Source organism: Pontibacter virosus (genome assembly GCF_003096355.1).
Lineage (GTDB): Bacteria > Bacteroidota > Bacteroidia > Cytophagales > Hymenobacteraceae > Pontibacter > Pontibacter virosus.
Genome location: NZ_QEKI01000001.1, coordinates 448,782 through 463,771, shown reverse-complemented (window position 1 = coordinate 463,771; position 14,990 = coordinate 448,782). Strand labels below are relative to the sequence as shown.

Genomic DNA, 14,990 nt, shown 5'->3' with positions numbered 1-14,990 from the left:
TGAAACTGTGTGTAATTTTAGATAAGTCAGCTACTTATACCTTGTAATGTGTCGGCTATACCTTACTTGCGGAGCCATACCTTACGAACGCCAAAGGTACGGGAACAAAATATAAGAAACAGTGACAACGATCATGTTTATGGCAAGCAAAGTAAGTAGTTCGTCGAGACTGGCAGCCCGCTCCAGACCGTCCATGGCGTTTTTGGACATTTTAATCAGCATGAGCAGCATGGGCACTATCACTGGAAAGCTAAGCACAGCCATGAGCGTACTACTATTGGCGGCTTTGGAAGCTATACCTGAAATCATGGTTAGGGAAGTTGCAAAACCGATGGCCCCAAGCAGAATGCTGAGCAAAAACATCGGAATATCTTCCACCGGATTGCCCAGCACAAAGGCGTAAAACACAAAGCAGATTAGTGCCAGCACCAGCATCAGGCAGGCGTTGTACAAGATCTTAGCTAGTATAATCCCCTGCGGACTCACGATGGAGTAGAAATAGAGCAGCCGGCCGCGGTTCTCCTGCATAAAGCTCTTGGCAATGGCGTTGACCGACGTGAAGAGTAGGATTATCCAGAACAGGGCGTTCCAGACTGGCACTTGCAGGGCGTTCGAGCGGAGCCCGAAGCTGAGGTAGCAGACGAACACCGTGCTACTGACGTAGAGGAGCATGCCGTTGAAAGCATACTTCTGCCGCCACTCCAGCAGGAAATCCTTCTGCATTAAGTATATGACTTCTTTAAACAGCACCTTCTTAATTTTGCGCAAAGGTACGACACAAATTGTATAATTGCTAAAGGGCGGTATATGCCTTGGCGAGGGTATAATTCCAGCGGCAGGGTATAGAGCTCGAAGTTTTAAACTGCTAAATGCCGTAGGAGGCAAGCTTAGTTATGGCGAGGTATAGCAGATGTACATTAAAGTAATGCCCTCGCCCGCGTCCCGCGAGTGTGAGATTTACAGTGGCGTCTCGCCACTTATATATCGCTCTTCCGGATTTCCGAATCCGGAAGTTTTATCAATGGCCCCAACCCCCACTGTCGGGGATTCCCTAATCCCCGTTCCACGTAAAATGCGGATTTCAAATCTGCAGCAGGTAGATTTCGGATTGAGAAATCCGAAATAGCATTCGGTACGGCGTCAGAGCACAAACACAAGCGGCCACAGTCCGTCAGATAGCTCACACTCACGGGACGCGAGCGAGGGCGCTAGATATAGCCAGGCCTCTGCGATCAAGTTCGACATGGTAGGAGTAGCTGCGCCCATCCATCACAAACACGAAGTCAATAAAAAGGCGCAAGTTCGAAAACCTGCGCCAGCAAAATGTCTTTACTTGTTGCGTTTTCTCCCTGCGAATCCAACAATTTAACCGTTCAACAATTTAACAATTCAACCTAATCCTTCTTTTTCTTCTTGCCCTTGTGCTTCACTATTTTCGCCTCACGGTAGAAGATGATTTCTTCGGCCATGTTGGATACCTGATCGCCTACTCTTTCCAGCTTTTTAATGATAGAAAATAAGGCAAGGCTTTCTTGTATGCGGTCAGGGTTGGCTTGCAGGTATTTGGTAATGACCTGGTCGGACTTGCGGTATATTTTGTTGAGGGCCTTGTCGAGTTTGATGACTTGCTTGGCGAGTTTGGTGTCGTCTTGTACGAGCGCTGCACGGCATTCGCGGAACATGGCGATCGCCTGGTCATACATCACCATCATACTTGTGAGTTCTACCAGTTCGGGGTCGAAGGGGCGCTCGAGCTTACTGACGAAATGGGCCATACTCTCAGCAGTGTCGCCGATACGCTCCAGGTTGGAGTTTATCTTCAGCACGGCCAGCACAGTACGCAGGTCCACCGCCACAGGAGTATACAGTGCGAAAAAGTTTTCGCACATCCGGTCGATTTTGATGTCGTAGTTATTAACCTTGCGTTCGAGCTTAATGATGCGCTCCGCTAATTCTTGGTCGGCGTTCATCACGGCTTCGCGCCCGCTGGCGAGCTGGTGGTCTACCAGGTCCCACATCTCCAGCAGCTTTTCCCGCAAGCGGTTAAGTTCTTCATCTATGTGTTGCATTCGTGTGTCATTTTTTGAGTGAGATTAAATTCCTATACGTGAATCAGTGGTGAGTGCCTGTCAACCAAAGCGGCCCGTGATGTAGTTTTGGGTGCGGGTGTCTTTCGGACTCGTAAACATGGTTTTGGTTTTGGCATGCTCCACTAGCTCGCCCATGTAAAAGAAGGCGGTATGGTCACTCACTCGGCCTGCCTGTTGCATGTTGTGCGTCACAATCACGATGGTATAGTCCTTTTTCAGCTCGTGAATCAGGTCTTCTATTTTGGCCGTGGAAATCGGGTCGAGGGCCGAGGCGGGCTCGTCCATCAGAATAACCGAAGGCTGTATGGCTAGGGCGCGGGCAATGCACAGGCGCTGTTGCTGACCACCCGAAAGCGCCAGGGCCGACTTATCGAGCTTGTCTTTCACCTCGTTCCAGAGGGCAGCTTGCTGAAGCGATTTCTCACAGGTTTCCTGCAGGAGCTTCTTGTCCTTTATACCCTGTATTTTGAGGCCGTAGACCACGTTTTCGTAAATGGTTTTCGGGAAGGGATTGGGCTTCTGGAACACCATGCCCACTTCCTTCCGCAGTTCATCCACCCGGACATCATCTGCATAGATATCGCGGCCGTCCAGCAGAATCTGCCCTTCGGTGCGGAAGCCGTCGATGTAGTCGTTCATGCGGTTGAAGGTGCGCAGAAACGTGGACTTGCCGCAGCCCGACGGACCGATAAAGGCGGTCACAGCTTTCTCCTCCATGGCGATGTTGATATTCTTGAGCGCCTGGAAGTCGCCGTAATAGGCGTCTAGGTTAATCGCTTCTAACTTACTTTGTTTTTTGGTCATGGGTGAAAACTTACCATTTTATTTTCTTTTGCTGACGGTGGCGCAGGTATACCGCAATGCCGTTGAGCAAGAAGGTAATCAGTAACAGGATAATAATAGCCGCTGCCGCATTGGTCAAAAAGGCCGCTTGCGGACGCGAGGTCCAGTTGAAAATCTGGATTGGCAGCACGGTGAACTCGTCCATTGGTGAGCTTGGCACGAAAGGCACGTAGGCCAGCGCCCCGATCACGATCAGCGGAGCCGCTTCGCCCACTGCCCGTGAAAGTGCCAGGATCACGCCCGTCAGGATACCACCAATCGAGGCGGGCAGCACCTGGTTCCACACTGTTTGCCATTTAGAGGCGCCCAGCGCAAAAGAACCGTCGCGGATGGTACGTGGCACGGCCTTGATGGCTTCGCGGGTCGTTACTATCACAATAGGCAGAATAAGGAGTGAGAGTGTAAGTGCACCCGCCAGCAAAATGCCGCCCAGATTCATCATACGCACAAAAAGCTCCAGACCCAGCAAACCGTAGATAATGGACGGTACACCGGCCAGGTTGGCAATGTTAATCTCCAAAAAATTCGAGAGCTTCGTCTTTTTCGCGTACTCTTCCAAGTAAATGCCGGCGGCTATACCTAGCGGGAAGGCAATCAGAGCGGACAGCACCAGAATCCAGATAGTGCCTGCCCATGCGGTCAGTATACCTGCGCGGCCGGCACGGCGCGAGGGCAGGCTGGTCAGGAAGTCCCAGTCGATGCGACCTACTCCTTCTATTATGATATCGATCAGGAAGATGGCCAGTACCACCAGTCCGATGAAGGTACAGAAAATGCCGAACACCTGAAAGGCCTTGTCTTTGAGGCGGTTTTTCTCGGAGTTAGTCATACTTTTCCTGATATTTCTTTTTAATCCAGAAGCTGAGGTTGTTCAGCAAAAACGTGAACACGAACAGCGTCATACCTGCCGCGAAAATGGTGCGGTATTCCAGGGAGCCGTGCGGCACATCGCCCATACTTACCTGCACAATGTAAGTGGTAATCGTTTCGATCGGCACCAGCGGGTTGAGCGTGAGGCGCGGTTGCTGACCTGCCGCAATGGCCACAATCATGGTCTCACCCACCGCTCTCGAAATTGCCAGAATGATCGACACCAGTATACCTGACGAGGAGGCGGGCACCATAACCCCGAACGCGGTCTGCAGACGGGTAGAGCCCATGCCGTAGGCGGCTTCGCGCAAGGAGCGGGGCACGGCGCTGATGGCGTCTTCACTCAGCGAGGAGATCATCGGGATTATCATGATGCCCATCACAATACCTGCCGACAGCGCGTTGAAACCCGCCAGCCCAGGTATAAACGACTGCAGGAAAGGTGTTACCACGGTCAGGGCGAAGAAGCCGTAGACTACCGTAGGTATGGTGGCCAGCACTTCCAGCAAAGGTTTGATAAAGGTTTTGAAACGGGCGTGGGCGTACTCGTTCAGGTAAATGGCGATGGTGAGCCCGATGGGCAGCGCCACAGCAATGGCAATAGCTGTGGTGAGGAAGGTGCCCGCAACAAGCGGCATAATGCCGAACTTCTTCTCAGCAAAAAGGGGCGTCCATTCCTTCTCCGTTAGGAAACGCACAATGGACACTTCGCTGAAAAACTTGATGGACTCCGACAGCAACACCCAGATGATGCTGACCGTGATCAGTATCGTGATGGCGGCCGACAGCCACAGCAAGCCCTCTATGATTTTCTCCTGTACTCTCAAGGTGCTTTTGATTGAAGCGCAGGTATAGCCTTTGTTTCCGTGGGCTATACCTGCGCTGGTTATTTCAGGATATTATTGTTGATTGGCCGTGGCGGCGCCAGTGGCAAACTGCTCGAACTTCTGCTTTTGCTCGTTATAGATGTTATCTGGCATGCGGATATAGCCTACCTCTTCACTTAAATCACCTGCGTTGTCTAGGTAGAAGTTGATGAAGTCCACAACTTCTGGTTTGGCCACGGCCTTTGAGCTGATGTACAGAAACAGCGCGCGCGAAAGCGGGGCGTAAGAACCGTCTTTCACTGTCTCCAGCGACGGCAGGACAGGGCCTGTACCGTTGTCTACAGGTATAGCCTTCAGCTTGTTCTTGTTCTCTTCGTAGTAAGCGTATCCGAAAAAGCCCAGTGCCAGCGGGTCAGTAGACACGCCCTGTACCAGCACGTTGTCGTCCTCGCTGGCAGTAAAATCACCGCGGCTTGAGTGGCTTTTGCCTACAATGGCTTCGGTGAAGTAATCGTACGTGCCTGACTCCACGCCTGCGCCATAGAGGTGAATCTCCTGGTCAGGCCACTCGGGGCGAATCTGGTTCCAGTGTGTGATGGTGCCCTGCGCTTCAGGCTCCCACATCTTCTTCAGCTCGGCTACGGTGATGTCTTTCACCCAGTCGTTGGAAGGGTGCACCACTACTGTCAGGCCGTCGTATGCCACCGAAAGCTGCACATACGAAATGCCGTTTTCGCTCGCCGTCTGTGCTTCCGAAGCATTCATGGAGCGGGAGGCATTTACGATGTCTATTTCGCCGCGTGTAAATTTCTTCATACCGCCGCCTGTACCGGACACGCCTACGGTGACTTTCACGTCCGGGGCCTCGGCACGATACTCTTCAGCCACGGCTTCCGTCACAGGGTATACCGTAGAGGAGCCGTCAATCGCGATAGAACCCGACATGTCGCTGCCGCCTTCCTGGGAATTGCCGCCGCACGATGTGAAAGCAAGCGAAGCACCCAATACGATGGCTGCACTAAGTTTAAATCGGGAAAAGCTAAGTTGTAGCATACAATTCGATTTTAGGATGTATAAGTTGAGTAGGTTTGGTCTGTTTGTGTTGAATTACTAAGCGGGTGTACTTGTTTGGTAATCAGTTGGTTTTGTTATAAGGCCAATTCCATCTGCAGTCTGAACTGGGTACGGTCTTCGCGGCCCGCTTCCTGTATCAGCGTCACATCGCTCTGCACCTTCAGCGAATGCCCTACAATGTATTTTGATACGCCTACGGTGTACTGGTCTTGTTGGCGCATGCCTGTCTCGGCTGTCGGGTTGAAGTCGGTAAAGCGGCCGGCTACTTCCCAGTTACTCGGCAACAGGTAGCCTGCCTGCAGGTTTAGGGCCGTACCCGTCACGAAGGTTTCCGCCACGCCGCCCAGTTCGTCACGCAGCACTACCGGGCCATCGGGGGCCTTTCGGTCGGCGTACTCGCCCATGGCCGAAAAGCCGCGGTACTTGAACATGGCATCCACGAACCAGGTGCGCAGGTCGCGTGTGTCGCTCAGGAAGTCACCGAGCTGCGCCTGCTCCCGGGCGGCGTTGCTATTGTAGTCGAAAGAAGTAGCCAGCGAAAGCTTCGGTGTTTGTTCGCGCTCGATATCGCTGCCCACATAGTCCCCACTGCCTTCGAACGCCCCGAAAGGCAGTATTTCAAACCTCCCCGTATAGTCGTAGCCGCCCGTGTTGTTCACGGTAATGTCGCGGCCTTCGCCCATCGAGATGGAGCCGATCTCTCTGAACACAACCTGCCCAAGTTGGTGCTCGTGGTGCAGTTGCAGGCCAGCATCGCGGTCGAGGTTGAAGCGGGAGTTGAGCAAGCTGCGGTCCACGAACTGGAGTTTCTGCGAAGAGACCACACGCTCACGGTTACCCGGCAGTTTGGTCTGGCCCACCCACAGTTGCAGGTTCGGGGTGAGGTGCCATTTGGCCACCGCGTCGAGTATGATGTTGTCGGCGTTGTTGGTCAGGTCGGGCACGTCGCTGCCGATGTCGCTGTTGCTCAGGCCGAGCTCTATCTTGTATTCTAATCTTGGAGAGAAGGCAAAGCCATCGAACTTCAGGCGGGCTCTTCGAATCAGGAAGCGGTCGTCCCAGTTGCCGGTTGTGGGCGTGTTGCCACCCTGGTATAGCAACTGAAAGCGGGTGCCGAATTTGAGGCTGAATGAGGAGTCGGCGGCCACAAATTGGAGGCCTTTGCCGAACTTGGTGTCGTTAACGGTCTGGGCTTGTGTGCTGGAGGTATAGAAGAGGCTGAACAAGAGTGCTAAAAGGACTCCTTTAAGGTTATGGTTCACGCGCTGTATTAGTTTAGGGTGAGAATTAAGCTAATGCCATGCTATTATGTTTTGACTTAAGTCGCAGTAGTCTTGGCTGCGCCTTTTTATGCGTGTTTCAGAGTTTTACAAATGGTTAGTCAGGCCATCGGTGTTGTTTCTGAATCACGGTACAAAATAACCACCCCAGTGTTACCTGAAGGTTATGGCCATATTACGGTTATGTTAAGCTTTGGGTATAGGAGAGGAAGGAGAAGCACTGGGATAGGCTTTAGGCGAAGAGATTTAAGGCAAAGCATGAAGGATATGCTGCTTCTTTTTATGCCTACAGTTTCAGCGAATCGGCTACAGGTGTTTATACATGAAGCCAGTTTGAGATTCACGTGTATTAACAAAAAAACAGCCGCTGGCTCCAAAGAACCAGCGGCTGCACCAGATACAGCTAATCAAATTATAGACTTCTACTTAAAAATTAAACTGTGCCTGTAGTCTGAGGCGGCTGCCGTGCTGGCGGTTGTCGAAGTTCTGGGCGTTGCGGATGGTGCGGTCACCGATGCTGTAGTCGGCCGTCAGTTCCACACTCTTGTGCACCAGCCACTCCACGCCAATCTCTGTCTCATACACGCTATAGCCTGGGGCGTCGCGCTCGTGCTTCTTGCCACCTTCGTAGTGTTGCACTTTAACGAAAGGTATAAGCACTTGCGATCCAACTTCCTTGCGGTACATGGCCTGCGCGTAACCGCCGTGCAGATTCTGTACTTCAATCGCGTTAGTTTCTGTATTAAACTCAGGGCCGCGACCAATATTGTACTCCGCCTGAAAACCGAAAGGCTGCGGGTATACCACAAATGAGGCGGCTATACGCTCGTCATCAAATCCGTCTTTCAAATATTTTTCAGCTATACCTACACCCGACGAAAGTTGGTCTGGCGTGATGACATACTTGCCTTTGTAGGCCTGTATACCTGGCTCTATGATTTGCTTGCTGCCTACCAGTATTGGATATGAGAGGCGGGTTACCACGTGCTGCGTGTTGTTGGCTTCGGGGCGGTTCGCGGTCTGACCATTATAGATACCAATGCCAAACACACCGTAATTGCCCGTGCCTTTCAGACCTGCGTCAGTCAGCATTTTGAAACGCTCCTGTATAGCCTCTGGCGTCCAATAGAAGAAGATACCCAAATCACGCTCATTGGTGATAGCACTGTTCAGACCGTCGTTACGGTCCAGGGCCAGACGGTTGCTGCTCGACTGCAGGTTCTCGAAGCCGTAAGGAATTTTGCTTTGGCCCACCCGGAAGCGGTACACCTTGGCTTTGTCGAGCGACACGTCGAAGTAGGCGTCGCGAAGCTGGAAGAAATGCAGGGCATTGGATGAGGCCGAAGAGGCGAAGTCAGGTTGGATGTAGATAGAAAGGCGGTCACTCACGTCCCCGCTGAAAATAAGACGGCCACGACGCAGGAACACTCCGCCACCTTCGCCAAGGGACTTGTCGCACTGGTCGCACTTGAGGTTGGGGTTGGTTTCAAGGAGGCGGTTGTAGCGTACCTGTGCGTAACCCCGTAGCGAGATTCTGTCGTACCACGCCTTCTTTTTAGGGGTTTCCTTTGCCGTGGCAGGGGCTGGCTGTAGCACAACAGAGGTTGTCTGAATAGAATCTGTTGATTGGGCCTTTACGTCTTTTGAAAACAAAAAGCCTGCAGCTATACCTGCCGCTAGGAGAGTACGCGTTGCGGTTGTTACCTTCATTGTTTGGGTGAGTATGGTTTTACTTGCTGCCCCAGTCCATTCCTTCAGCGGAGTCTACTCGCTACAGGGGGGCAGTGTCGAATCTGAAATGCGCTAATCAATTGAATTAGCGTGGCTTTCATTTTCAACGGCACAAAGGTCGGATGGTAATGTTACTCGTCTGTTATGCCAGTGTTAAGTTTATGTTACCAAAGCACGGTCAGGTTTGGAGCGAGAGGCAGGTATAGGTATAAGCGGGTAGTCGGCTAAATGCTCTTCTGTATTAGTCACTATATGCTGATTACTATTTATGTATGCTATACCTGTAGCCGAACTGCTTGTAAACACCAAGAGTCAGAGGAGACCTCTGACTCTTAATGCAACACTTATAATCAAATACTCATCGGAAACATTGCTCATTAGTAGCATTCCGTCTCGCCTTGCCCGCTGTTTTGTCTTTGGCACTGAAGGCAGCAGCGGAAAGAGTCCAAAAACAAATCGGGCTGTCACAAAGTAAATCTGTGACAGCCCGTTTTATATTTAAAATCTTACCTAAAATTTGTAGCCAGTCCAGCCGAATGCAGAAGTATTAGCCCCTGTAATAGCGCTGTTAGATTTGATGTCAGCATTGTCAGGGTTTTTAACTTCCTGCTTCACTACCATGCCATCGTTTTTGTATTCGATTACAGTTCCTGCATGTCCATTGCCCTTGCCGTCAGTCAAGTCGATCAGATCGGTGGCGGTAGTGCCTTTAACAAGGAGGTTAGAAATAGTAACCTTAGCGCCTCTGCGCACTTTTACGGCATCCTGCATCTCGAAAGTAGACTCGTTCACGATCGTGATGTTCTTGAAGATGAAATCAGACTGGTTCACGTCGCCAGGGGTGTTGCCGTCCAGGTTGCCATCCAGTTCAGCGCCTCTTGGGTCAGACTCTGCACTGGTGTAGCCGGCCTTCCAAACACCGTAGGCGTTATCCAGTGTGCCCGTCCAGCCCTGCGTTACGTCGAACATGTCGTCGTCAGAATCCACCACTAACAGGTTCTTTACATTTACGGAACCGCCGAAAAACTCGATAGCGTCGTCAGCAGCATATGGGATGTAAACATTCTCGATCTTGGTGCCGCTTCCCACGCCATTTAGCGTTAGGCCATTGTGCTCGATATCAGCAGAGGATTTCGCTCCGGTATACTCTAGGATAAGATACTCTATTACGCCCGAGTTGTCGGTATTATTCTCGCCGCCGTAGATAACAGCCGGGTTAACTTCTGTGGTGCTGGTGGTAACTTTGCCAGCCGGGCCGGAAAGTTTTGCTTTGCCGTTGATGATCAAACCACCCCAGTCGCCTTGCTTCGGATCGGCCGCTGCAGATGTTATTTTTACCGGTTTTTCGGCCGTGCCATTCACAAAGATCTGGCCACCCTGCTCCACAAGGATGTACTTATTGAAACCCTTGTCAGCTTTGATAACTGTGCCCGCAGGTATTCTGAGTTTACCTCCATTAACTACAAGCAGCGACCCTGTCAGTTTGTATTCTGTGCTTGGGTCAAGCGTTACATCGCTAGAAATATCACCGCTTAGCTCTTTTGTGGCCGCAGGTCCTGGTTCCGGGTTTGTAGTGTCGTCGTCTTTGCATGAGAACAGTCCCAGCGGAATGAATAACAGGTAAAGGAATGTCTTTTTCATTTTTCTGATTGTTTATACAAATTTAAAATTGGAAGATCAACTGAATGTGACCGGAGCGTTATCGAATTGTTAAAACTGATAGGCCACTCCGAAATCAAACTGAACGCCTCTCTTATAGCTGCCGATTGTAACGCTCTGCGCATTCGTATCGGAGCCGGCACCTTCTCTTGTGAGCTTATAGGCAGGGTTTAAGAGGTTTTTGGCTTTCAGATTGAGTTTAAGGTGCTCGTTAAGGCCCACTGAGGTAACAAAGTCTAAGGTTGTGATGCTCTTCTCGATCAGGTTGTTGAAGCCACGTGTACCCAGAGTGTGCACTTTGTCGCTCAGGTAGTTTAGCACCAGCGCAGAGGTTACGTCCACATTTCTGTCAGTTACCAGATTATAAGTCAGGTCCGCATTCAGTATGTAGGGTGCGGCGCCTTCCAGGGTAGAGGAGGTTTCAGTAAAAAAGCTTGGGAGATTTACGTTCGTGTGGATGTAGGACGCATTCAGGCCGGCATTCAGACGATGTTTCTCGGCAAGGTTCATCAGCGATTTTCTTACTTCTATCTCAAGACCGGCTGCCACTGCATGGTCCGAAACGTTGTCATAGGTTCTCAGACCTGCTGAGTTGCCCTGGTCTACCCGCGCGATTGGGTTGAGTATATGTTTGTAAAAGGCATTCACCGAAACCTGCTCACCCACTGACGTATAAAAGTCCCACTTCAGGTCGAAGTTGTAATTGGTGGAAGGATTCAGATTCGGGTTACCATTCTCCGGGCCGAAAATTCCCTGGTAAATGAAGGGTGATACTTCTCTGTCCTGAGGCAGGGTATAGGTGCGGCTGATGCCTGTTCTTAAATGGTTTTTATCGTCGAGCTCGTATTTAGCGTTAAAACTGGGCGATAGAAAGAGTTCGTCTATCGTATTAGACCCTTGGTCAGCACCGCGGTTAACATTATAGTTAATCCTCATGTTAACATCATCTGCCCTTACCCCTGTATTTAAAGTAAGCTTGTTTCCAACCTTGTGTACCATGTCAACATAGGCGCCATGGTTATTCCATCTAACATCGTAGGTGTCATTGAAGTGTTCAACCCGGAAATTGCCGTTAGCCAGACTCTCCTGGTTAAAGTATGGGTCGAGGTGGATATCATCTAATCTGAAAGTGGGGAGCGTACCTTGCCCGCCAGACCAGATAAGGTTGTAAATAGGGGCTGAGAAGTTTTTGGAACTTACCTTGCCATTATAGCCTACTTCAATGTAAGACAGTTTTTCCGGGTCTGCCGAAAGCGCGTATTGCAGGTTAACTTTAGGGATGAAAGCAGTTTCTTTTAATTTGCTGTTGAAGCGTTGGTTTCTCCCTTCCCCCATACCCAGTTCCACCATGCCGTTTCCGATAGATGGCAGCATGAAGATTCTGCGGTCAGGCTCCTGGCCGATCACGTGGTTTACCGTAGCCCCTACGTTATAGGTTATCTTGTCCGAGAGGTCTCCTTTCCAGATGAGCTGGTTTATGAAAACCGAGTTGTCGTTGACCTGCAAGCGCCTTTGATGACCTTCGGAATTATAATCCTCTGCCTTCTGGAATATTTCTGTTTCCTTGCCATAAAAGTCGTAAGCGGCAGCCGTGGCGGTGTGCAGGTACAGGGAATTGAAATTCAGTTGGCTGCTGTTGAGGTTAAACTCCAGGTTGCCCGCCAGCATGTGGGAGGCGCTGCGCATGGATTGCTGGTAGTCAAAATCGCGGAAAGGGTTCTCTGGGTTGGTTGCTGTAATCAAGCGGGCAACGCCTTCCTGGTAATGGTACTTGTTATCTATGGAGCCTATTATGGAAAAGCGGTGTTTGTTCAGGAACCTGCTGCCTCCCGAAAAGGAGACGCCTCCGTTGAGGAGCGGGCTTTTCTGTGCCGGGTCAAGCGAGTTGTTAAAGGAGTGATTTGTTACATACTCCTCGCCGTTCTGGCTTGCCGGTATGCCAGCTGCAGTGGCGTAACCAAATTTGTTCATGCCACTTGGAAGCAAGAAGTTGCTGCCTGGCACCTGGCTGTTTATACCGGTTGAGATTCCGATTTGAAAGGCATTGTCATCAACAAGTTCTTTTGAGTTGATATTGATTAAAGCGCCTCCCACATCGCCATTCATAGACGCCGAGAATACCTTGTTCACATCAACCGACTTGATCATATCGCTCGTGAAAAAATCGAGCGAAATATTCTTGAATTGAGGGTCTTCAGAGGGGATGGCAAAGCCGTTCAGGGTGGTCGTGTTATAGCGGTCGCCCAAGCCGCGAACGAATACATTCTTTAAACCGTCGCTTTTTGAAATGCCTGAAATTTTTGCAACTGCGCCTTCGGCATCACTAACCCCTTTTCTGGAGAGTTCCTGTGCGCCAATGGCCTGTGTCGCAATAACGGCTTTCTTTTGATCTAATAGCAGAATATGCTCGGTTTCCCTGTTGCCTTTTGCTGTTATGGTCACCTCCGCCAATTGCGACGTGTTCTGCTCCATCGCCACATTAACCGTAGCGGTTTTACCTGCCGTCACGATCACATCGGCAATTGTTTTAGGCGCGTAGGATAGGCTGTTGACTTCTAAGGTATAGGTGCCTTCTTTCACATTGTCGATGCGGAAATTACCGAAGGCATCCGAAGGAGCGCCCAGCCCCGTTCCCTGCACTTTGATGATAGCGCCAATCAGCTCTTCGCCGTTCGTAGCGTCTTTGATGGCCCCCTGTATGCTGCCAGTCTGCGCATGCACCGAAAGGAAAGCGGATAACAGGATAAATAGAACTGTGGTGAGATTCTGTCGCATTGTATTTGTAGTCTTATTGATGCGACAAAAGTAGACGGACTATATTACCTCAATATTAATGGGGAGTTAAGTTTCTATTAATAAAACCTAATATTAGTTTGTAAGTTGTTGATATACAAGTAATATTAGATTGACTGTGTTGGTTTTGTCAATTGCAGGAGGGAAAAGCTGCCGTTCTGAAGGTTGCTCAGCGGCTGCCGGGACTGGGTTTAACAATATAGTAACCTTACAGTAATCTACAGCTAATATTGTAGGTATAGTTTTGCTGCATCAATCCTGCCTTCATAAGAAACTGATTGCGCATTATGGGTGAGATCAATTGCAGCAATCAATAGTAGTGTGGCTTAGTCTCCCACACTACGCACAGGGCCCGTCTCGAAAGAGCGGGCCCTTCTTTTGTTGCTATACCTGTGGAGGCTGAAGGTATACCTTCTTTAAAAAGCTATTCCTCAAAAGTCAGTAGTTGTGCCTGCGTCTCCACCCAGGTACTGAAACAGGAAGTATGCCAGTATCGCCAGCACGATGATGCCCAGGCAGCCGATACCACCACAACCGCCACGGCCTCTCCCGCCGCCAGCGCCACCCCGGCCACCGAACAGTTTACTCAGCATCCAGAATTTAAATAAGCCTCTTAGCATAGTTTATACCTTGAATAGAACACATAACCCCGGCTGTGCTGTGCATTTACACAAAACAGTCGGGGCTAAAACTTACGGAAAGGTATAGGAGGTAGTTATGAAAGGGGATGCTGCTACAGCAAGGCGCGAGCCCTTCTACCTGCAGGTATAGGTTGGTATAATCCTTAGCTAATCGGTACTTTTCGCAGGATGGCTTCGATAAAGTCTTTGGTGCGGATGCCATCGGCTTCTGCTTCGTAATTGAGGATGATGCGGTGGTTCATCACATCGTGGGCTACTTCCTTTATGTCTTCGGGTAGCACGTAGTCGCGGTCATCAAAAAAGGCGATGGCCTTTGCGGCGCGGTTCAGGGCAATGCTGGCACGTGGCGACACGCCAAACTGGATGTAGTCGGCAAATTCGTTGAGGTCGTACTCGGCAGGGCGGCGGGTCGCGAACACCAGCTCAATAATGTACTTCTCCAGCGTCTCGGATATCTGCACCTGGTTTATCTCGCTGCGGATGGCGAAGATGTCCTCCTTCGAGAGTACCTTGTTCACGTTGTCGTTGAAGGCCATGTTGGCCATGCGGCGCATAATCTCCAGCTCATCCGATTTCTTGGGGTAGTCAATGTATACCTTCATCATGAAACGGTCAACCTGTGCTTCGGGCAGCGGATAGGTGCCTTCGTGCTCTACCGGGTTTTGTGTAGCCAGTACCAAGAAGGGCAGGTCCAGTTTATAGGTAGTCTCACCAATAGTCACCTGCTTCTCTTGCATGGCCTCCAGCAAGGCTGACTGCACCTTGGCAGGGGAGCGGTTCACTTCGTCGGCCAGAATCAGGTTGGCGAAGATCGGGCCTTTCTTTACCTCAAACTGCGAAGCGTTCTGGTTGTAGATCATGGTGCCGATGAGGTCGGATGGCAGAAGATCGGGGGTGAACTGGATACGCTGAAAATCGAGTCGCAGGGCACGGGCAAGCGAGTTGATGGTAAGTGTCTTGGCCAGACCGGGTACGCCTTCCAGCAAAATGTGGCCACCGGTAAACAAACCAATGAGCAAGCGGTTGACCATGTAGGTCTGCCCTACAACCACTTTGCCCACCTCCTGAAACACTTGCTTAATCTTTTGCTGGTGGTCTTTTACCTGGTCCTGATATACTAATTCTTCTGCTGGCATGGCTCAATGGCATTTAAAGGGCCTAAATATAGCAATTCTAAGGGAG

Annotated in this window: 12 protein-coding genes; all 12 read right to left on the bottom strand. The window is 50.6% G+C overall.

Features of this window, described 5'->3' with window-relative positions:
* Positions 1 to 81 precede the first annotated feature (81 nt).
* Entirely contained in the window at positions 82 to 723 is a 642-nt protein-coding gene (locus C8E01_RS01950; RefSeq protein WP_116541867.1) for a heme exporter protein CcmB, read from the bottom strand.
* A 671-nt stretch (positions 724 to 1,394) separates the two neighbouring features.
* A complete protein-coding gene (gene phoU, locus C8E01_RS01945; RefSeq protein WP_116541662.1) occupies positions 1,395 to 2,069 on the bottom strand; it encodes a phosphate signaling complex protein PhoU in 675 nt (224 codons plus the stop codon).
* A gap of 60 nt (positions 2,070 to 2,129) precedes the next feature.
* On the bottom strand, positions 2,130 to 2,894 hold the full coding sequence (pstB, locus tag C8E01_RS01940; protein WP_116541661.1) for a phosphate ABC transporter ATP-binding protein PstB: 765 nt from the start codon (positions 2,892 to 2,894) through the stop codon (positions 2,130 to 2,132).
* Between the two features lie 10 nt (positions 2,895 to 2,904).
* Positions 2,905 to 3,762: a phosphate ABC transporter permease PstA gene (gene pstA, locus C8E01_RS01935; RefSeq protein ID WP_116541660.1), complete on the bottom strand. Its 858-nt coding sequence runs from the start codon at positions 3,760 to 3,762 to the stop codon at positions 2,905 to 2,907.
* Positions 3,755 to 4,630, bottom strand: a complete 876-nt coding sequence (pstC, locus tag C8E01_RS01930) for a phosphate ABC transporter permease subunit PstC (protein WP_116541659.1) — start codon at positions 4,628 to 4,630, stop codon at positions 3,755 to 3,757. The genes pstA and pstC overlap by 8 nt, the downstream gene beginning before the upstream one ends.
* A 72-nt stretch (positions 4,631 to 4,702) precedes the next feature.
* Entirely contained in the window at positions 4,703 to 5,683 is a 981-nt protein-coding gene (locus tag C8E01_RS01925) for a PstS family phosphate ABC transporter substrate-binding protein (protein WP_116541658.1), read from the bottom strand.
* Positions 5,684 to 5,778: 95 nt separating this feature from the next.
* Positions 5,779 to 6,966 (bottom strand): porin, encoded by a 1,188-nt coding sequence (locus tag C8E01_RS01920; protein ID WP_116541657.1) that lies wholly within the window; start codon positions 6,964 to 6,966, stop codon positions 5,779 to 5,781.
* A 444-nt stretch (positions 6,967 to 7,410) separates the two neighbouring features.
* On the bottom strand, positions 7,411 to 8,694 hold the full coding sequence (locus tag C8E01_RS01910; RefSeq protein WP_116541655.1) for a porin: 1,284 nt from the start codon (positions 8,692 to 8,694) through the stop codon (positions 7,411 to 7,413).
* A 531-nt stretch (positions 8,695 to 9,225) separates the two neighbouring features.
* On the bottom strand, positions 9,226 to 10,356 hold the full coding sequence (locus C8E01_RS01905) for a hypothetical protein (protein ID WP_116541654.1): 1,131 nt from the start codon (positions 10,354 to 10,356) through the stop codon (positions 9,226 to 9,228).
* A 69-nt stretch (positions 10,357 to 10,425) separates the two neighbouring features.
* Complete coding sequence (locus C8E01_RS01900; RefSeq protein WP_116541653.1) at positions 10,426 to 13,149, bottom strand: TonB-dependent receptor; 2,724 nt, start codon at positions 13,147 to 13,149, stop codon at positions 10,426 to 10,428.
* Positions 13,150 to 13,598: 449 nt separating this feature from the next.
* On the bottom strand, positions 13,599 to 13,787 hold the full coding sequence (locus C8E01_RS01895) for a hypothetical protein (protein ID WP_116541652.1): 189 nt from the start codon (positions 13,785 to 13,787) through the stop codon (positions 13,599 to 13,601).
* Positions 13,788 to 13,951: 164 nt separating this feature from the next.
* Complete coding sequence (locus C8E01_RS01890) at positions 13,952 to 14,944, bottom strand: AAA family ATPase (protein WP_116541651.1); 993 nt, start codon at positions 14,942 to 14,944, stop codon at positions 13,952 to 13,954.
* Positions 14,945 to 14,990: the final 46 nt, after the last annotated feature.

What these genes read in the sequence shown, in the direction of transcription:
- C8E01_RS01950 (WP_116541867.1), bottom strand. Translation starts at nt 723, where the DNA reads ATGCAGAAGGATTTCCTGCTGGAGTGGCGGCAGAAGTATGCTTTCAAC.
- phoU (WP_116541662.1), bottom strand. Translation starts at nt 2,069, where the DNA reads ATGCAACACATAGATGAAGAACTTAACCGCTTGCGGGAAAAGCTGCTG.
- pstB (WP_116541661.1), bottom strand. Translation starts at nt 2,894, where the DNA reads ATGACCAAAAAACAAAGTAAGTTAGAAGCGATTAACCTAGACGCCTAT.
- pstA (WP_116541660.1), bottom strand. Translation starts at nt 3,762, where the DNA reads ATGACTAACTCCGAGAAAAACCGCCTCAAAGACAAGGCCTTTCAGGTG.
- C8E01_RS01925 (WP_116541658.1), bottom strand. Translation starts at nt 5,683, where the DNA reads ATGCTACAACTTAGCTTTTCCCGATTTAAACTTAGTGCAGCCATCGTA.
- C8E01_RS01910 (WP_116541655.1), bottom strand. Translation starts at nt 8,694, where the DNA reads ATGAAGGTAACAACCGCAACGCGTACTCTCCTAGCGGCAGGTATAGCT.
- C8E01_RS01905 (WP_116541654.1), bottom strand. Translation starts at nt 10,356, where the DNA reads ATGAAAAAGACATTCCTTTACCTGTTATTCATTCCGCTGGGACTGTTC.
- C8E01_RS01900 (WP_116541653.1), bottom strand. Translation starts at nt 13,149, where the DNA reads ATGCGACAGAATCTCACCACAGTTCTATTTATCCTGTTATCCGCTTTC.
- C8E01_RS01895 (WP_116541652.1), bottom strand. Translation starts at nt 13,787, where the DNA reads ATGCTAAGAGGCTTATTTAAATTCTGGATGCTGAGTAAACTGTTCGGT.
- C8E01_RS01890 (WP_116541651.1), bottom strand. Translation starts at nt 14,944, where the DNA reads ATGCCAGCAGAAGAATTAGTATATCAGGACCAGGTAAAAGACCACCAG.